Annotated in this window: 17 protein-coding genes; 3 read left to right on the forward strand and 14 right to left on the reverse strand. The window is 66.0% G+C overall.

All coding sequences use genetic code 11. The features are described from left to right. Positions 1-95: 95 nt before the first annotated feature. Together ACJ7Z0_RS28020 and ACJ7Z0_RS28025 are read left to right on the forward strand one after the other, a co-directional pair. Positions 96-893, forward strand: a complete 798-nt coding sequence (locus ACJ7Z0_RS28020) for a DUF2182 domain-containing protein (protein WP_434792466.1) — start codon at positions 96-98, stop codon at positions 891-893. A gap of 102 nt (positions 894-995) precedes the next feature. Beyond that, positions 996-1,598: a DUF1326 domain-containing protein gene (locus ACJ7Z0_RS28025; RefSeq protein ID WP_434792467.1), complete on the forward strand. Its 603-nt coding sequence runs from the start codon at positions 996-998 to the stop codon at positions 1,596-1,598. 71 nt (positions 1,599-1,669) lie between these two features. On the opposite strand, the gene ACJ7Z0_RS28030 is transcribed toward ACJ7Z0_RS28025, so the two are convergent. Continuing rightward, positions 1,670-2,407, reverse strand: a complete 738-nt coding sequence (locus ACJ7Z0_RS28030) for a TetR/AcrR family transcriptional regulator (protein ID WP_434792468.1) — start codon at positions 2,405-2,407, stop codon at positions 1,670-1,672. A gap of 112 nt (positions 2,408-2,519) precedes the next feature. On the opposite strand from ACJ7Z0_RS28030, the gene ACJ7Z0_RS28035 reads away from it, so the two are divergent. Continuing rightward, positions 2,520-3,821, forward strand: a complete 1,302-nt coding sequence (locus tag ACJ7Z0_RS28035; protein ID WP_434792469.1) for an aspartate aminotransferase family protein — start codon at positions 2,520-2,522, stop codon at positions 3,819-3,821. On the opposite strand, the gene ACJ7Z0_RS28040 is transcribed toward ACJ7Z0_RS28035, so the two are convergent. The 13 genes from ACJ7Z0_RS28040 to ACJ7Z0_RS28100 all read right to left on the reverse strand — a co-directional run bounded on the left by ACJ7Z0_RS28040 (position 3,808) and on the right by ACJ7Z0_RS28100 (position 18,121). Further along, complete coding sequence (locus tag ACJ7Z0_RS28040) at positions 3,808-4,878, reverse strand: NAD(P)/FAD-dependent oxidoreductase (RefSeq protein WP_434792470.1); 1,071 nt, start codon at positions 4,876-4,878, stop codon at positions 3,808-3,810. The two genes, ACJ7Z0_RS28035 and ACJ7Z0_RS28040, sit on opposite strands and share 14 nt — an antisense overlap. Further along, entirely contained in the window at positions 4,836-5,165 is a 330-nt protein-coding gene (fdxA, locus tag ACJ7Z0_RS28045; RefSeq protein ID WP_055806301.1) for a ferredoxin FdxA, read from the reverse strand. Before fdxA ends, ACJ7Z0_RS28040 begins: the two co-directional genes overlap by 43 nt. 43 nt (positions 5,166-5,208) lie before the next feature. Next, positions 5,209-6,546: a sulfate adenylyltransferase subunit 1 gene (locus ACJ7Z0_RS28050; RefSeq protein WP_434792471.1), complete on the reverse strand. Its 1,338-nt coding sequence runs from the start codon at positions 6,544-6,546 to the stop codon at positions 5,209-5,211. Then, complete coding sequence (gene cysD / locus ACJ7Z0_RS28055) at positions 6,546-7,499, reverse strand: sulfate adenylyltransferase subunit CysD (protein ID WP_307579267.1); 954 nt, start codon at positions 7,497-7,499, stop codon at positions 6,546-6,548. Before cysD ends, ACJ7Z0_RS28050 begins: the two co-directional genes overlap by 1 nt. 46 nt (positions 7,500-7,545) lie before the next feature. After that, positions 7,546-8,178 (reverse strand): phosphoadenosine phosphosulfate reductase domain-containing protein, encoded by a 633-nt coding sequence (locus ACJ7Z0_RS28060; protein ID WP_434792472.1) that lies wholly within the window; start codon positions 8,176-8,178, stop codon positions 7,546-7,548. 21 nt (positions 8,179-8,199) lie between these two features. Beyond that, on the reverse strand, positions 8,200-8,595 hold the full coding sequence (locus ACJ7Z0_RS28065; protein WP_434792473.1) for a DUF934 domain-containing protein: 396 nt from the start codon (positions 8,593-8,595) through the stop codon (positions 8,200-8,202). Continuing rightward, positions 8,592-10,397: a nitrite/sulfite reductase gene (locus ACJ7Z0_RS28070; protein WP_055806316.1), complete on the reverse strand. Its 1,806-nt coding sequence runs from the start codon at positions 10,395-10,397 to the stop codon at positions 8,592-8,594. The genes ACJ7Z0_RS28065 and ACJ7Z0_RS28070 overlap by 4 nt, the downstream gene beginning before the upstream one ends. Positions 10,398-10,725: 328 nt before the next feature. Beyond that, complete coding sequence (locus tag ACJ7Z0_RS28075) at positions 10,726-11,544, reverse strand: M55 family metallopeptidase (protein WP_434792474.1); 819 nt, start codon at positions 11,542-11,544, stop codon at positions 10,726-10,728. Further along, a complete protein-coding gene (locus tag ACJ7Z0_RS28080) occupies positions 11,541-12,620 on the reverse strand; it encodes a P1 family peptidase (protein WP_434792475.1) in 1,080 nt (359 codons plus the stop codon). Before ACJ7Z0_RS28080 ends, ACJ7Z0_RS28075 begins: the two co-directional genes overlap by 4 nt. 18 nt (positions 12,621-12,638) lie before the next feature. Continuing rightward, a complete protein-coding gene (gene gsiD, locus ACJ7Z0_RS28085) occupies positions 12,639-13,559 on the reverse strand; it encodes a glutathione ABC transporter permease GsiD (protein ID WP_434792476.1) in 921 nt (306 codons plus the stop codon). A 10-nt stretch (positions 13,560-13,569) separates the two neighbouring features. Then, complete coding sequence (gene gsiC, locus ACJ7Z0_RS28090) at positions 13,570-14,490, reverse strand: glutathione ABC transporter permease GsiC (protein ID WP_434792477.1); 921 nt, start codon at positions 14,488-14,490, stop codon at positions 13,570-13,572. Positions 14,491-14,625: 135 nt separating this feature from the next. Continuing rightward, entirely contained in the window at positions 14,626-16,176 is a 1,551-nt protein-coding gene (gsiB, locus tag ACJ7Z0_RS28095; RefSeq protein WP_434792478.1) for a glutathione ABC transporter substrate-binding protein GsiB, read from the reverse strand. A 67-nt stretch (positions 16,177-16,243) separates the two neighbouring features. After that, positions 16,244-18,121, reverse strand: coding sequence for a dipeptide ABC transporter ATP-binding protein (locus ACJ7Z0_RS28100; RefSeq protein ID WP_431131136.1), 1,878 nt, complete (start codon positions 18,119-18,121; stop codon positions 16,244-16,246). Positions 18,122-18,134 lie beyond the last annotated feature (13 nt).

The following is an 18,134-nucleotide window of genomic DNA, read 5'->3' on the forward strand; positions in this document are numbered from 1 at the left end:
CCCTGGTTCGTCGGCATCGGGCGGGCCCTGGAACTAGGCTGCGCCTGTGCGCGGGCCTAAAATGTTCGTCCCTGTAATCAGCGGGAGCGGCAGTGTTGAATGCCTTTGCCGACGCGCAGCTCGCTCGTGCACGGCGCGATCGCCGGCTGGTGGGGGCGTGCCTGGTGCTGCTCGTTGCTCTTGCGTGGCTGTATCTGGCAATCTTGGCCGAAGCGACGGCAGCGATGGACAGCCCACTGCACAGCTCGCGCGCGATGTGGCTGATGCCGATGGGAGAGTGGGGCGCGCGGGAGTTCGCGCTCGGCTTGGCCATGTGGACGGTGATGATGGTCGGCATGATGGTGCCGAGTGCGGCGCCGATGCTGTTCGCGTATCTGAACGTGAGCCGCTCGCGGCCTGCAGGACTTTCGCCAATCGCAGCGACGGCTGCTTTCCTGCTCGGCTACCTGCTGGTGTGGGGCGGCTTCAGCGTGATTGCGACCGCCGCGCAATGGGCGCTGCACGCAACCGAGCTGCTCGGACCCACGATGCGCAGTTCCAGCGCCTCGTTGAACGCGCTGCTGTTGATCGTGGCGGGCGTCTACCAATTTCTTCCCATCAAGAACGTCTGCCTGTCGAAGTGCCGGCTTCCCCTCGGCTTTCTGCTCACCGAGTGGCGCGACGGGTGGACCGGCGCGGTGAGGATGGGCCTGCGGCACGGCGCTTTCTGTGTCGGCTGCTGCTGGCTGCTGATGGCGCTGCTTTTCGTCGCGGGTGTGATGAACCTGCTGTGGATCGCGCTGCTGTCTGCCGCTGTGCTGGTGGAGAAGGCGCTCCCCTTCGGGCGTCAGGCCGCGCGCGTTGTCGGCGCGTTGATGGTCGCGGCGGGCCTGGGGATCTTGGTGCTGGGCTGAGGCCAGGCTCGTGCCTGGAAATTCGACTCGCCGTTGCCTATACTTTGTGTGAGGCTGGGTTGCGTGGGCGTTGGCTGTTTCAGGCGGCCGAAGGAGACGACGATGACTTGGCAGATGGATGCGACGATGCTCGAGATGTGCAACTGCAAGGCGATGTGCCCGTGCTGGCTCGGCCCGGATACCGTCCCGGACCAGGGTTGGTGCGCCGGCGCGTTGCTGATCGACATCGAGAAGGGCGCGATCGATGGCCAGGACGTGGGTGGCTGCCGCGCCGCGCTCGCGGCCTGGTGGCCCGGTAATTTCTTTGCTGGCAACGGCACGGCCCGCTTGTACCTGGACAGCAGCGCCAGCGACGCGCAGCGCAGCGCGCTCGAAGCTGTGTTTTCGGGCAAGAAGGGCGGCATGTTCGGTGCCGTGCTCGGGCCAGCGGTCACGAAGTGGCTGCCCGCGAAGAGCGTGCCGATCGACATTCAAGGCGGCGACGTGCCGTCTTTCTCGGTGGGCGACGTCGCCAAAGGCACGCTCACCCGCTACAAGGACGGCGCGGGCAAGACCGCAACGGTGCAGGGCACGGCGGCGCAGGGGGCCTTCCAGAGCACCTCGATGGAGATTGCGAGTGCGAAGGGTACGCGCTGGACCGAGCCCGATGTGCGCGACTGGGAGGGCGACTCCGGCACGCTGCACAAGGTCCACTGGGCCGGCTGAACGGCGCGGCGCGTTGTCGCTCGACGTGCCGAAAATTGCAACACAGCCCCGGGGGCGGACCTGTCCGCGTCTTACGTCTTTGCGAGCCTGCGCGCAAAAGCTTCCAAACCATCGATGACGATCTGGATATGGCGCTCGAAGCTGCTGTCCAGCGGCACGGTGCTGCCGTTGTCCCAGCGCACGATGAAGGCCTGGTTGGCAAGCAGCGGCAGGTTGCGCGTGAGCACCGGGTGGTCGAGCGGGCGGATGGTGTGGACGCGCTCGCGCAGTTCCTCGGCCCAGGCCTGGGTGTTGTCCGAGGGCAAGGGGGAAAACTCCATCGTCACGAAGCCCAGCATGGCCGCGATCACGCAGTTGTAGGCCTCCAGCAGCGGCAGTCCCTCGAATCCGGCCTCGACCAGGGCCGCGAGCACGCCTTCCACCAGCTCGGTGGGCAGGCTGCCGTTCGACACCAGTTGCGCGCCCAGCAGCTGCGCCACGTTCGGGTGGCGGCGCACCGCGGCGCGGCAGCGGCGGAACAGTTGCGCGATCCATTCCTGCCAGCCCTCTTTGCCGGGCGGCGGCGTGACGTCGGCCATCACCATGGCGGCCACTTCGGCGAGCAGCGCTTCGCGCGTGCTCACGTGCCAGTGCACCGTGGCCGGATAGACGCCGAGCCGCGCCGCGATCTCCCGCATGCTGAAAGCGCCAAGGCCGAACTCGTCGATGTGCGCCAGGGCGGCCTCGGCGATGCGCCGCTTCGACAGCGCGCCGCCGCCGGCGGGCCGGCCGGCGGTCTTGGGTTTGGGCTCGGCGGCGGTTTTCTTCATGGATGCTGCCATTGTGCGGTGGGGAAATTGATTGTATAAATAATATTAATTGAGCGATGATCAATTAATTGATTGAAACTGAAAGCCCCATCGGCTCTTTCGAGGACACCCTATGACCGACGCCATCGACCTCGCCCTCGCAGAGGCGCATCAACGCTTCACCGACGGCAACCCCGCGAGCCGGCGCCAGTTCGAGGAGCAGGTGCGCTACATGCCCGGCGCCAACACGCGCTCGGTGCTGTTCTATGCGCCGTTTCCGCTCACCATTGCCAAGGGCGAGGGAGCAGCGCTCTGGGATGCCGACGGCCACCGCTACGCCGACTTCATCGCCGAGTACACGGCTGGCGTCTACGGCCACTCGGCGCCCGAGATCCGCGACGCGGTGATCGAGGCGATGAAGAGCGGCATCAACCTCACGGGTCACAACCTGCTCGAAGGACGGTTGGCAAAGACCATCTGCGAGCGCTTTCCGCAGATCGAGCAATTGCGCTTCACCAACTCGGGCACCGAGGCCAACCTGATGGCGCTCACGGCCGCGCTGCACTTCACGGGGAGGCGAAAGATCGTGGTGTTCTCGGGTGGCTATCACGGCGGCGTGCTCGGCTTCGGTGCCGGCCCCTTGCCGACGACCGTGCCCTTCGACTTCCTGGTGCTGCCCTACAACGACGTTCAGCTTGCGAGCGAACAGATCGCGAAGCACGGGCCGGAAATCGCGGCCATCCTGGTCGAACCGATGCAGGGCGCGAGTGGCTGCATTCCGGGGCGACTCGACTTCCTGCAGGCGCTTCGCGATGGCGCCACGCAGACCGGCGCGCTGCTGGTCTTCGACGAGGTCATGACCTCGCGCCTTGCGCCGCAGGGCCTTGCCAACAAGCTGGGCATCCGGTCCGACCTCACCACGCTGGGCAAGTACATCGGTGGTGGCATGTCCTTCGGCGCCTTCGGCGGGCGGGCGGACGTGATGGCGCAGTTCGATCCGCGCACCGGTTCGCTTGCGCATTCGGGCACCTTCAACAACAACGTCATGACCATGGCCGCCGGGTACGCGGGCCTCACGAAGCTGTTCACGCCCGAGGCGGCGGGAGCCTTGGCCGAGCGCGGCGAGGCGATGCGGGCGCGGCTCAATGCGCTGTGTGCGAAGGAGGGCGTGGCCATGCAGTTCACCGGCGTGGGGTCGCTGATGAATGCGCACTTCCTGAGAGGTGAGGTGCGTCGCGTGGACGATCTGGCTGTGGTCGACGGGCGCTTGCGCCAGCTGCTGTTCTTCCACCTGCTGGGCCAGGGCATCTACGCGTCGCCGCGCGGCTTCGTCGTGCTGTCGCTGCCGCTGACGGAGGCGGACATCGCCCGCTTCGTCGCCGCCATCGGCAGCTTCATCGGCGAGTACCGGACGCTGTTGCCTAGCGCGAAGTAGCCACGCCCAGCAGTTCGTGCAGCCGCGTGCTGGTGGTCGTGTACTGCAGCGGCACCGCCTTGCCCGGGAACACGATGGCGGTGGCGCCCCAGGCCGCCAGCGTGGCTTCGTGGAAGCCGCAGACGATGAGTTTCTTCTTGCCCGGGTAGGTGTTGATGTCGCCCACCGCGAACACGCCGCGTTCGCGGGTTTCGTATTTCTCGGTGTCGACCGGCACCTGCTTGCGCTCAAGCTCGAGGCCCCAGTCGGCGATGGGGCCGAGGCGCGGCGAGATGCCCAGGCAGGCGACCAGCGCGTCGAGCGGCAGGTCGATGGTGGTTGCGTCGGGCGTGGTGATCTGCAGTTGCTTGCCGTCGAAAGCGGCGGGCTGGCCGACCTTGAAGGCCAGCTTGCCCGCGGCCACGAGGGCGCGCATCGCGGCGATATTCGCCTCATCGGCCTGGAAACCATCGCGCCGGTGGACCAGCGTGACCTGCTTCGCGATGCTCGTGAGCGCAACCGCGGTTTCGAGTGCGACATCATCGCCCCCGTTCACCACCACCGCCTGACCCACAAAGCGATCTAGCGATTCGGGGTGATAGAAAAGCGAGCTGCCTTCGAACTGCGCAATGCCTTCGATTGCAATGCGCTTGGGCACGAAGGCGCCGACGCCGGCCGCGATGAACACGGTCTTGGCCAGGAAGGCCGTGCCTGCCGAAGTCGTGAGCAACAGGCGCTCATCGGCCTGGCGGGCGAGCGTGGCGACCTGTTCATCGAAATGGAACTGCGGCTTGAACGGCGCCACCTGCTCCAGCAGCGATTGCGCGAGGCCGCGTCCGCTGGTGACCGGCGTGCCGGGAATGTCGTAGATCGGCTTGTCGCCGTAGAGCGCCACGCACTGGCCGCCCACGGCGGGCAGCGCATCGACGATGTGGCAGGAGATCTCGAGCAGGCCCAGCTGAAAGGCCTGGAACAGGCCGACAGGGCCGGCACCGACGATCAGCGCGTCGGTTTCAGTGGGGACTGCCGAGGCGCTCAGCGCACCAGCTCCCCGATCTTGTCGGTCTTGTCTTTCCACTCTTCGGCGTCGGGGAGAGCCGGCTTGCGCTTGGTGATGCTCTTCCAGCCGTCGGCCAGCGCGAGCTCCGCGTTGAGCTTGATGAAGGCGATCTGGTTGGCCGGGAGGTCTTCCTCGGCGTAGATTGCATTGACCGGGCACTCGGGGATGCAGACCGCGCAGTCGATGCATTCGTCCGGGTCGATCACCAGCATGTTGGGGCCTTCGCGGAAGCAATCCACGGGGCATACGTCCACGCAGTCGGTGTATTTGCAACGGATGCAGGCTTCGGAGACGACGTGGGTCATTTGTCTTCTAACGTCAGTGTGAGGTCGGGGAAAACCCCAGATTTTAGGCCTTTGCGGCGGCAGGCTGCACGAGCACGGCCGCAGCGGTCTTGTGGGAGGCCGTATCGACCAGCACCAGGGAGCCCAATGCACGCGATTGCGTGAAGGGCAGCACGGCCAGCGGCTGCTGCAGCGCCAGCACCACGTCGCCGATGGAATTGGCTTCCAGCTGCGTTGCGGGCTCCGATTCGAGCGTCGTGATGTTCACGCGATCGACGATGCGCGCCACCTTGGCCTTGACCCAGCGGTGGCCCTGCAGCGCCCAATACACGCGGCCCGCGACCAGCGGTTCGTCGTCGAGCCAGGCCACGGTGGCGGTGATTTCGCGCACCGGCTCGAAGGCGCCGGGCGCCAGCAGCCAGTCGCCGCGCGACACGTCGAGTTCGCGGTCGAGCACGATGCCGGCACTGTGGCCCGCATGCACCACCTTCGGTTGCCGCGTGTGGCTCAGCACCTGCGCAACCGTGGCGGTCTGGTTGCTCGGCAGCACCGTCACGCGCTGGCCGGGTTCCACATGGCCGGCAGCCACGCGGCCCCAGAACACGCGGCGGCCCTGCGAGGTGTCGGCCGAGGAAGAGAACTTCTCGACCCACTGCACCGGAAAGGCGAAGGGCACAGCCTCGTCCTGCGCGGTGACCGGCAGCTCCTCGAGCAGCTCGAGCAGGCTCGGGCCCTCGTAGCCGACCCAGTCGGCATGTCGCGTGGCCACGTTCCAGCCCTTGAGGGCCGAGATGGGCACGATGCCGGCAACTTCGACGCCCGCCGCTTCGGCAAAAGCGTTCAGCGCGGTCGAGATGCGCTCGAAGGCCAGGGCGGCATCGTCGATGGCGTCGAGCTTGTTGATCGCGAACACGATCGACTGCACGCGCAGCAGATGGGCCAGCAGCGTGTGGCGGCGCGTCTGCGGCAGCAGCTCGCGCTTGACGACGGTGCCGTCTTCCACTTCGGCGGCCCAGGCCAGCTTGGTGGCATCGACCAGCACCACGGCGGCATCGGCGGCCGAGGCGGCGGTGACCATGTTGCGGGTGTACTGCTCATGGCCCGGCGCGTCGCCGATGATGAACTTGCGCTTGGCGGTCGAGAAGTAGCGGTAGGCCACGTCGATCGTGATGCCCTGTTCGCGCTCGGCCGAGAGGCCGTCGGTCAACAGCGCCAGATCGGTTTCGCCGCCGCGCTGCACGCCGGCAAGCTGGTCTTGCAGCACGGTCTTGCTGTCGACCAGCAGGCGGCCGATGAGCGTGCTCTTGCCGTCGTCCACCGAGCCGCAGGTGATGAAGCGCAGGGCGGTGCCGGTGTCACCGTGGAGGGCGGTGTTGTCGAGGGTTGCCGTCGTCGTGCTCATCAGAAATACCCGTCTTTCTTGCGCTTCTCCATCGAAGCTTCCGAAGTCATGTCATCCATGCGTGTCGCGCCGCGTTCGCTCACGTCGACCGACAGCGTCTCCAGCACCACGTCGCCGGCATCGGCCGCGAGGCTTTCGACCGGGCAGGTGGTCGTGATGTCGCCCACGGTGCGAAAGCGCACGTCGCGCACCTGCACGGTTTCGCCATCGCGCGCCGGGGTGAGTTCGGTCACCGGGACCAGCAGGCCGCGTCGCTCGACCACTTCGCGCTTGTGCGTGTAGTAGATCGACGGCAGGCCGACGTGCTCGCGCTCGATGTATTGCCAAACGTCGAGTTCGGTCCAGTTCGAGATCGGGAACACGCGAAAGTGCTCGCCCGGTGCCAGGCGCGTGTTGAACAGCGTCCAGAGCTCGGGGCGCTGGTCCTTGGGCTGCCATTGGCCGAAGCTGTCGCGGTGCGAAAAGATGCGCTCCTTGGCACGCGCCTTTTCTTCGTCGCGGCGGGCGCCGCCGATCAGCGCGTCGAAGCGGAATTCTTCGATGGCTTCGAGCAGCGTGACCGACTGGTGCGCGTTGCGCGATTCGCCAGGATGCGCCAGGCGCACGGTACCGCGCGCCATCGAATCCTCGACGCTGCGCACGATGAGTTCGGCGCCCAGTTCCGTGGCGCGCTGGTCGCGATAGGCCGTCACTTCGGGGAAGTTGTGGCCCGTGTCGATCATCAGCAGCGGATACGGAATGCGGCCCGCGCCGAAAGCCTTTTCTGCGCACTTCAGGAGCACCAGCGAATCCTTGCCGCCCGAGAACAACAGGGTGGGGCGCTCGAAGGCGGCTGCCACTTCGCGCAGGATGAAAATGGTTTCTTCCTCGAGCGCGTCGAGGTGGGTGTTGGACAGGTGCGCGGGAGAGTGCATGGGCGGCACCAGCAGTTCGGTTTCGGTACGGGCGTTCATCGGATGGGGTGCTGAATACGAAGATTCGGTGCGGCGGCGTTGGCGCTCAATGCGCAAGATGCAATCCGCACTCGCGGTTGTCTTCGCCCTTGGTCGGGTCCACGTAGTCGAAGTTGTTGGGCAGGCCATGCGCCTCGCAGTAGGCGTACAGCTCCTTGGACGACCAGTGCAGCAGCGGCGCAACCTTGATCAGGCCGTCCGGATTGACGCTGACCGGGTCCATCTGCGCACGCACGGCGGTGTCGGTGGCGCGCAGTGCGGTGAACCAGACCTTCGGCGCCGTCTCGCGCAGCGCGCGTGCAAAGGGCTCCAGCTTCACCTCTTCCGTGAAAGCGGCATGGCGCGGATCGTCGAGCGCCGGGGTCGGGCCCTCCACCGCTTCACGATGCGCACGCGAGCGGCGCGGCAGGTAGATGTGTAGATGAAGGCCCAGCAGTTTCGTCACCTCGTCGGCAAAGCGGTAGGTGGCTTCGGTGTTGTAGCCGTTGTCCATCCAGACCACGGGAACATCCCGCTTTGCGCGCGTGACCATGTGCAGGATCACGGCCTCGAAAGGGCGGAAATTGGTGGTGATGATCGAAGGCTGGCCGAGGCCGATCGCCCAGTCCACCAGGCCCTCCGAGTTGCGGCCGAGTTCGGCGTTGATGCGTGCGAAGTCGATGTCCGTGGCGATGCTCATGTCTAAGGTTTCCAATCGGGCTCAGGTGCCAGCCGCAAAGTGCGGCGCGGTCTTCACCGCATCGCCCTGGTAGAAGGCGGAAAAACGATCGAACTGGCGCTGCGCGTCGGTGGCATCCACGCCTTCCTTGAGCACGGCGCTGGAGAAGCCGGTGCGTTCCATCTGCACCAGCTGGTCGATCAGCACGTCGCCGGTGGCGCGGATGTCGCCCTTGAAGCCGAGGCGGCGGCGCAGCAAAAATGCCTGGCTGTAGGCGCGGCCATCGGTGAACTTCGGAAAGCTCAGGTCGATGCGCTCGATGTCTTCCAGGCACACCTCGATGGCGAGCGGGTCGGCATCGTTCGGCAGTTGCAGGACCTTCGGATCGCCGTCGTCGATATGCTCTTCGGCGGCCAGGATGTTGAGATGCCTGTTCATGCTGCTTCCTCCACCTTGAACCGCGCGCCGTTGGCGGCGGCCTTGAACGGGTCGTGGCCGACGCGGCGCAAGGTGTCGATGAAGGTTTCGCCGCCCTCGCGGGTGTCGCGGTACGTGGTGAGCACGGCCTCGATCACGCCCGGTACTTCGGCCGCCGAGAAAGAGGGGCCGACCGCCTTGCCCGCCTGCGGGGTGCCGCTGAGTGCGGAGCCGTCGGAGCCGCCCAGCGACACCTGGTACCACTCCTTCCCGTCCTTGTCGACGCCCAGGATGCCGATGTGGCCGCTGTGGTGGTGGCCGCACGAATTGATGCAGCCGCTGATGTGCAGGTCGATCTCGCCCAGGTCGTCGAGCTCGTCGAGGTCTTGATAGCGCTCGGTGATCGCTTCGGCAATTGGAATGGAACGTGCGTTCGCCAGCGAGCAGAAATCGCCGCCGGGGCAGGCGATCATGTCGGTCAAGAGGTGCACGTTGGCGCTGGCAAAGCCGGCGGCGCGGGCGGCAAGCCACAGTGCATGCAGGTCTTCGGCATGCACCCAGGGCAGCACGATGTTCTGGTCGTGCGTGACGCGGGCTTCGCCGGCCGAGAAGCGGTCGGCCAGCACGGCGAGCGTGTCGAGCTGGTCGGCCGAGGCATCGCCGGGCGCCTGCTTCAGGCGCTTGAACGACAACGTGACAGCGCGCAGCGCGGGGTTCTTGTGCGGGGCCACGTTGCGGGCCAGCCAGCGGGCGAACTGCACGTCGTCCGCGGCGTGGGCGCGCAGCTCGGCGTCGGTCTTCTCGGCGCTTTGCAGCACGCGGGTGGCGAGCGTCGGCGGCACGAAGGAGGCGGCCACGCGGTCGTACTCTTCCTGCGTGATGGTGTGCGGTGCGCCGTCGTGCTCGAGGATCTGCTTGTACTCGGCCTCGACGTCGTCGATGTAGCGCTGGCCTTCGGCCTTCACCAGGATCTTGATGCGCGCCTTGTAGATGTTGTCGCGGCGGCCATAGCGGTTGTAGACCCGGATCACCGCTTCGAGGTAATTCATGATCTGCTGCCAGGGCAGGAACTCGCGCAGCACGGTGCCGATGATGGGCGTGCGGCCCATGCCGCCGCCCACCTGCACGCGGAAGCCCACATCGCCAGGGGCGATGTTTTGTGATGCATCGCCAGCCTCGTGTTTCACCACGTGCAGGCCCACGTCGTGCCAGCCGGTGGCGGCGCGGTCTTCGGTGGCGCCGGTGATGGCGATCTTGAACTTGCGCGGCAAAAAGGCGAACTCAGGATGCAGCGTGCTCCACTGGCGCATGATTTCCGCGAACGGGCGCGGATCGGCGATCTCGTCGATCGCGATGCCGGCGCGCTCGTCGCTCGTGATGTTGCGAATGCAATTGCCGCTGGTCTGGATGCCGTGCATGTCGACCGAAGCCAGGAGGTCCATCACGTCGGCCGACTTTGAAAGCGGAATCCAGTTGTACTGAACGTTCTGGCGCGTCGAGAAGTGGGCGTAGTGCGTGGGCAGCTTGTGCGTGCCGAGCAGGCCCTGGGTTTCCAGCGCCTTCTTGTAGACCTCGGCCTCGGGCTCGTCGTACTCGCGGGCAATGCGGGCCAGCACGCGCAGTTGGCGGCTCGAAAGCTCGCCATAGGGCACGGCCACGCGCAGCATCGGTGCGTAGCGCTGCACGTACCAGCCGTTTTGCAGGCGCAGGGGGCGAAACTCGTCTTCGTGGAGACGGCCTTTTTGCCAGCGCTCGAGCTGGTCCCGGAACTGGGCAGCCCGTTGATGAACGAACTGGCGATCGAATTCTGTGTATTGGTACATCGTGCGTGTGTCTTGAAGAAGTGCGGTGCCGCACGTACAACGGGGCGCCCCAGCAAGAAGCCGAGATTCTGAAAGCTGGCCTTATGGAAGCAAACTATTTTTTGGTTCGCGCTTTATGCGGATAAGCTTATTCTCCAGCGCCCATGCGGGTTTCCGGGCGGTTGAATGCTTATTCTGGATAAGGCGAGAGTGCTCTCACCAGGCAAGGATAACGCCCGCGGGAGATCCGCGTTTGTCCACTCTCTCGCTGGGGAGAGAGCAGTTGGGCAAGGTCACCGTTGCCGGCCCTCACCCCAGCCCTCTCCCGGAGGGAGAGGGAGTAATACTTTCAGCGCAGCATCGACGACATCGCCGAACAGCAGTTCAGCATGCGCACCGCAGCTTCCACGGTTTCGGCGGTGAAGCGCAGGGTCACGCCGTCGACGCGCTCGAAGGCTGGCCACTGGCAGAACAGATCGGCCATGCCCGGCGACTGGGTGCGCAGCGTGACCACCTGCGGGCCCTTCAACACCAGCGGACTTGCGTTGGCGCGCCCGGCCAGCGCCTCCGCCACGCCGGCCCGGATCGCCTCGCGCGACTGCTCGGGCGACAGCGACACGCCGCTGTTGAACCCCGTGGCGCGTTTGGTCTGGACGAAGGTCGCATGCGGAAAGAGCGGCCGGTTCTCGTCGATGAACACGTCGTCGCCGCTGGCCATGACCACCGGCGCGCCGTATTCGCCGGCCAGCGCCCCATAGAGCCCGGCCTCGCCCAGCTCCTGGTCGCCGAGCCAGATGCCTGCAAAGGCAAAGCTGTTGATCGTGTGCGCCAGGATGCCGCGCCCCTGCGCGCGCGAGTGGTAGCCGACCATGCAGACCGCGTCCACGCCTTCCTCGACGCCGGCCACCATGCTGAGGTAGCGCGGCTTGCCCTGCACCACGCGCGCGCGCGCATCGAGCACGTCGGGCGGCATGTTGCGAAAGCCGCCGTGCGAGTCGTTGACCAGCACTTCGGCGGCGCCGGCATCGAAGGCGCCCGCAATGGCCGCGTTGGCCTCCTCTGCCATCAGCAGGCGGGCGCGCTCGAATTCGGGGTTGCCGGAGCGCACCTGCTCCGAGTGGTAAACGCCGGCAACGCCTTCGATGTCGGTGGAGATCAGAACTTTCATGGGGCGTGTGGCGGTGCAAGAGAAGAAGAAACGGAGGAGGGCAGCAGCTCGGCCAGCGTCGGCCGGTGGTTGCCGTCGCGCCCGGTCACGGCCGTGGCGTGCCACAGCGCATGAAGAATGGCCTGCTCGGTGCTGTCGGCCGCGGCCTCGAACAGGCCGTCGAGCAGGCTCTCGTGCACCATCGCGATGGCCGGCATCGGGCGTTCGGCGCGGTCGGGCAGCGTGCAGGCGGTCGAGAAGGCCAGCACGATGTCACCGCTGCCATGGCCGAAGACCGAGCCGGTGCGTGCCAGGCCGGCGCCCGCGCGCAAGGCCAGCCGGCGCAGTTGGCGCGCGTCCAGCGGCGCGTCAGTGGCCACCACGATGATGATCGAGCCTTTTTCGGGCTCCCTCGATGTCCGGCTGCCTTCTGCGGCCAGCCTGGACACCAGTTGCTCGCCGATTGCCTGGCCGGCCAGCACCAATTGCGATGGGCGGCCGTAGTTGGCCAGCACCAGCGTGCCGACCGTGTGCACGCCGCCATCCTGCGCGGACACCCGGCGCGAGGCGCTGCCGATGCCGCCCTTGAGCTGGAAGCACGACATGCCGCGCCCGGCCCCCACGGAGCCTTGCGCGAAGTCGCTGCCGGCGTCTTCAAGCGCACGCAGGTAGTCGGCCTCGCTCACGGCCAGGCGCTGAATGTCGTTGAGAAAACCGTCGTTGCACTCGAACACCAGCGGATTGACCGTGGGCAGCGACCGGCCGCTCTCGGGGTTGGCGGCCACGCAGTGGCGGATCTGCGCGGTGGCCACCGTGCCCACCGAGTAGGTGTTGGTGAGCGCGATCGGCGTCTCGAGCACGCCGAGCTCGGCCATCTGCACCAGCCCCACGCTCTTGCCGAAGCCGTTGAGCACCACGGCAGCGGCCGGCACCTTGTCGCGGAACGGGTCGCCGGCATGGGGCCGGATCACCGTCACACCGGTTTGCACAGGGCCGTCATCGAGCGTCCGGTGGCCCACCGTCACGCCTTCCACGTCGGTGATCGCGTTGCGCGGACCCTGGAGCAGGTTGCCGATGCGGGGAGGATTCGATGTCATTGAAGAAAGGAGGGCAGGCTACTCGCGGTCGATCTTCGGGTCGAGCGCGTCGCGCAGCGCATCGCCCAGCAGGTTGAAGGCCAGCACAGTGAAGAAGATGGCCAGGCTGGGGAACAGCGCCACGTGCGGCGAGGTCACCATGTCGGCGCGGGCTTCGCTGAGCATTGCGCCCCATTCGGGCGTTGGCGGCTGCGCGCCCATGCCCAGGAACGAAAGGCTGGCCGCCGTGATGATCGAAGTGCCGACGCGCATCGAAAAGTACACGACGATCGACGAGATCGTGCCTGGCAGGATGTGCCGCACGATGATGGTCCAGTCCGATGCGCCGATGCTGCGCTCGGCCTCGATGTAGGTCTGCTGCTTGAGCACCAGCGTGTTGCCGCGCACCAGGCGCGCGAAGGCCGGCACGCTGAACACCGACACCGCCACCACCACGTTGGTCATGCTGCTGCCGAGGATGGCGACCACGCCCAGCGCCAGCAGGATGCCGGGGAAGGCGAACAGCACGTCGGAGATTCGCATCACGATGCGGTCCCACCAGCCTTCGTAGTAGCCCGCGAGCAGGCCGAAGGCCGTGCCGATGAAGCCACCCACCAGCACCGAAAGAAAGCCGGCCATCAGCGAGATGCGCGCACCCATCAAGATGCGGCTGAAGATGTCCCGGCCCAGCGGGTCGACACCGAACCAGTGCGTGGCCGAAGGCCCGGTGTTCAGCATGTCGTAGTCGAAGAAGTTCTCCGCGTCGAAGGGCACGATCCACGGCGCGAACACCGCGACGAACACCAGCAGCAGCACGAAGAGCGCGGCCACGATGCCCACCGGCTGTTTCTTGAAGCGGCGCCAGCATTCGCCCCACGGCGTGCGGACCTTGCCCGCGGTTTGAACCGCCACTACGGGCGGGACGATGATTTCGGCAGACAGGCCGGTAGCTTGCGTCATGGCTGCTTGCTCACTTGTAGCGGATGGTGGGGTTGATGAAGCCATACAGCACATCGACCACCAGATTGATCAGGATGAATTCGAGCGAGAACAGCAGCACCAGCGTCTGGATCACTGGGTAGTCGCGCATCTGCACAGCATCGACCAAGAGGCGGCCGAGGCCGGGCCAGTTGAAGACCGCCTCGACCAGGATCGAGCCGCCCAGCAAAAAGCCGAACTGCAGGCCCATCATCGTGACGACCGGGATCAGCGCGTTGCGCAGGCAGTGCTTGATGATGACGGTGCGCTCCCGCACGCCCTTGGCGCGCGCGGTGCGAACAAAGTCTTCCTGGATCACCTCGACGAAAGACGCGCGCGTGAAGCGCGCCATCACGGCCGCCACGGCGGCGCCCAGCGTGATCGAGGGCAGGATGTAGTGCTTCCAGGTGGCGGCGCCCACGGTGGGCAGCCAGCCGAGCTGGACCGAAAAGATCTGCATCAGCAGCATGCCGAGTGCAAATGCGGGAAAGGAGATGCCCGATACCGCCAGCGTCATGCCGAGCCGGTCGGGCCATTGGTTGCGGAACACCGCGGAGACGATGCCGATGCCCATGCCGAAGAACACGGCCCACACCATGCTGGTGATGGTCAGCATCACCGTGGGGAAAAAGCGCTCGCCGATCTCCGTCGACACCGGCCGCCGGGTGCGGATCGATGTGCCGAAGTCGCCTTGCAGCATGTGGGTGAAGAAGCTCACGAACTGCTGCGGCATCGGCTTGTCCAGGCCCAGCTCCTGGCGCACCATGGCCACGGTCTGCTCGTCGGCGTCCTGGCCGGCGGCAAGGCGCGCCGGATCGCCGGGCAGCATGTGCACGAACAGGAACACCAGCACCGCCACGATGAGCAGTGTCGGGATCAGGCCCAACAGTCGTTTGAGAAAGTAATTCAGCATGGCATACAGACAATCAACCCTCGTCAAGGCCTCGGGGCCAATCGGGAGACACCGCGGAACCGGCTCCGCCGGGCCGCAGGTGTCGCCCCCTTGAGGGGGAGGCGGCTACACGAAGTGAGCCGCTTCGGGGGTGGGTCAATTAATTGAAATCGCGTCGATGTTGATGTTGCCGTCAGGCATCACGAACACACCCGACAGGCGCTTGGAATGCGCCGACAGGTTCTGCTCGGTAATCAGCGGCACGCGCGGCAGGTCCTTGCGGATCTCTTCCTGCGCGGTCTTGTAGAGCGCGGCCTTTTCCTTGTCGTCCACGGTAATCAGAGCCTTGGCCAGCGCGTTGTCCACCACTTCGCTCTTGTAGAACGACATGTTGTTCAGCTTCGGCGACCAGGCTTCGGAGGCGAACAGCGGGCGCAGGCCCCAGTCGGCCTCGCCGGTCGACGACGACCAGCCCGTGTAGTACATGCGGACCTTGGCCGTCTTCGGATCGGGCCATGCATCGACCTGCTCGGTGCGCTGGCCCACTTCGAGCGCCTGCACCTGCAGCTTGATGCCCACTTGCGCGAGCTGCTGCTGCACGAACTGGATGGTCTTCTGGCTGGTCGTGTTGTTGTAGGCGCTCCACAGCACCGACTCGAAGCCGTTCGGGTAGCCGGCTTCCGCCAGCAGTTCCTTGGCCTTCTTCACGTCATAGGGAATCGGCGCCATCTTCTCGGCGTACTTCACGCCCTGCGGCAGCACGCCCTGCGCGGGGAAGGCATAGCCGCCGAACGCGACCTTGGCCAGTGCCTCCTTGTTGATGGCATAGCCGATGGCTTCGCGCACCTTCGGGTTGTCATAGGGCTTCTGCAGCATGTTGAAAGCCAGGAAGCGCGTGATGATCGAAGGAATGGCCACCACTTCGAGCTTGTCGCTCTTCTTCAGCAGCTCGGCTTGTTCGTAGGGAATCGGGAACGCGAAATCGGCTTCGCCGGTCTGCAGCATGGCGGCGCGCGTGTTGTTCTCGAGCACCGGCTTCCACTGGAGGTTGTCGATCTTCGGATAGCCCTTCTTCCAGTAGCCGTCGAACTTCTTGGCCTTGACCGCTTCGGTCTGCTTCCACTCGACGAACTCGAAGGGGCCGGTGCCCACGGGGTGGAAGGCGATGTCCTTGTTGCCCCACTTCTTCAGCGCGGTGGGCGAAATCATTGCGGCCGAGGCGTGGGCCAGCGAGTTGATGAAGGGGCCGAAGGGCTCCTTCAGCGTGATGCGCACGGTGGTGGGGTTGAGTGCCTCGACCTTGCCCACGCGGTTGAACTGGTTGTAGCGCAGCAGCTTGTTTTCCTGATTCAGCACACGGTCGAGCGTGAACTTGACGGCTTCGGCGTTGAAGTCGGTGCCGTCATGGAACTTGACGCCCTGGCGCAGCTTGATGGTGTAGACCAGACCGTCCTTCGACACCTCGTAGCCTTCGGCCAGAACGTTCTGGACCTTCAGGTCCTTGTCGAACTGGAACAGGCCTTCATAGAAGGTCTTGGTCACGGCCGTGGTGATGGTCGTGTTGGTGTTGTACGGGTCGAGTGTTTCGGGCTGGTAGCCGATCGACAGCACGGCGTCTTTCGCGGCCATTGCCGTGCCGGTCATCGCCAGAGCGGCCAGGCCCAGCAGTGCCGATGCCCATCGCAGGGAGGAAGAAGATTGCTTCATGGAAAGAACTCCGGTGGTTCGAGAAAAAAGCAGGAGGGCCTGCGGGTTGAAAAAATCGGTCGATCAATCAGAAGGCGCCGCCAATGGCGTGCCGCGCGACAAAGTGCCCGGGCGCCACCTGCACCAGCGGCGGCACGTCGGGCTCGTCGCCCACGGCGCGGATCGGGCTCGGAATCTCGCCTTCGAGCAGCGCGCGCGGCTTGTGGCGGCGCGACGGGTCGGCCACCGGCACCGCGGCCATCAGCTTGCGGGTATAGGCGTGCTGCGGCGCCTCGAAGACGGCGCGGCGCGGGCCGATCTCGACGATCTGGCCGAGGTACATCACGGCCACGCGGTGGCTGATGCGCTCGACCACCGCCATGTCGTGCGAGATGAAGAGAAAGGCCACGCCCAGTTCGCGCTGCAGGTCGAGCATCAGGTTGACGATCTGCGCCTGAATGGACACGTCCAGCGCCGATACCGATTCGTCGGCCACCACCACCTTGGGATTGAGTGCGAGCGCGCGCGCAATCGCGATGCGCTGGCGCTGGCCGCCCGAGAACTCGTGCGGATAGCGCTGCGCCACCTCGGGCGGAAGGCCCACCTTCTGCAGCAGCCAGTCGACGCGCTGCTGTGCTTCGGCGCCCTTGGCAATGCCGTGGATCAAGAGCGGCTCCATGATCGAGAACCCGACCGTCACGCGCGGATCGAGCGAGGCGAACGGGTCCTGGAAGATGAACTGGATGTTGCGGCGCAGAGCCTGCAACTCGCGCGTGGGCAGCTCGCGGATGTTTTTTCCGCCGAACTCGATGGCGCCGCTCTGGCTTTCGACCAGCCGCAGCAGCGAGCGGCCGGTGGTCGACTTGCCGCAGCCCGATTCGCCCACCAGCGCCAGCGTTTCGCCGGGGTACAGGTCGAAGCTGATCTTCTCGACCGCGTGCACGCGGCGCTTCACGCGGCCGAAAAGACCGCTGCGCACGTCGAAGCGCGTCACCAGGTCGCGCACCCGCAGGATGGGACCTGCGTCTTCACGCACGGTGGTTTGCGGCGTGGTGTTGGTGCACGGCACGGTGTCCGGGCTGCCCTCGGCGCGCAGCAGCTCGAACTTGGCCGGCAGGTCGGTGCCCTGCATCGCGCCCAGCTTGGGCACGGCCGACAGCAGCGCCTTGGTGTAGGGGTGCTGCGGCGCGGCAAACACGGTGTCGGACGTGCCGGCTTCCACCTTGTCGCCGCGGTACATCACGAGCACGCGGTCGGCAATCTCGGCCACCACGCCCATGTCGTGCGTGATGAAGAGCACGCCCATGCGCATCTCTTTCTGCAGCTCGCGGATGAGCTGGAGGATCTGCGCCTGGATCGTCACGTCGAGCGCGGTGGTGGGCTCGTCGGCGATCAGCAGCTGCGGCTTGCACGACAGCGCCATCGCGATCATCACGCGCTGGCGCATGCCGCCCGAGAGCTGGTGCGGAAAGCGGTCGAGCACGTTGCGCGCTTCGGGAATGCGCACCAGCTCCAGCATGCGCAATGCCTCGGCGCGCGCGGCCGCATTGTTCTTGCCCTGGTGGATGCGAATGGCCTCGGCAATCTGGTCGCCGGCGGTGAACACCGGGTTGAGAGACGTCATCGGCTCCTGGAAGATCATCGCGATGTCAGCGCCGCGAATGCCGCGCATCGTGGTGTCGCGTGCCTGCGCCAGGTCGAGCACCTCGCCATTGCGGCGGCGAAACGCCATGCGCCCGCCGAGGATGCGGCCGCCGCCATGCTCGACCAGACGCATCAGTGCAAGCGAAGTGACTGACTTGCCCGAACCCGATTCACCCACCACCGCGAGCGTTTCGCCATGGTCGACGTGGAACGAGAGATTCTTGACGGCGTCGACGGTGCGCTCGGAAGTCGAGAAGCGCACGGTGAGATCGTCGACGGCGAGGACGCGGCCGTCCGGCAGGGCGAGGGGAGGGGTGGACATGGGAGTGCGAAGG

The organism is Variovorax palleresanus (genome assembly GCF_051144945.1).
GTDB lineage: Bacteria > Pseudomonadota > Gammaproteobacteria > Burkholderiales > Burkholderiaceae_C > Variovorax > Variovorax paradoxus_S.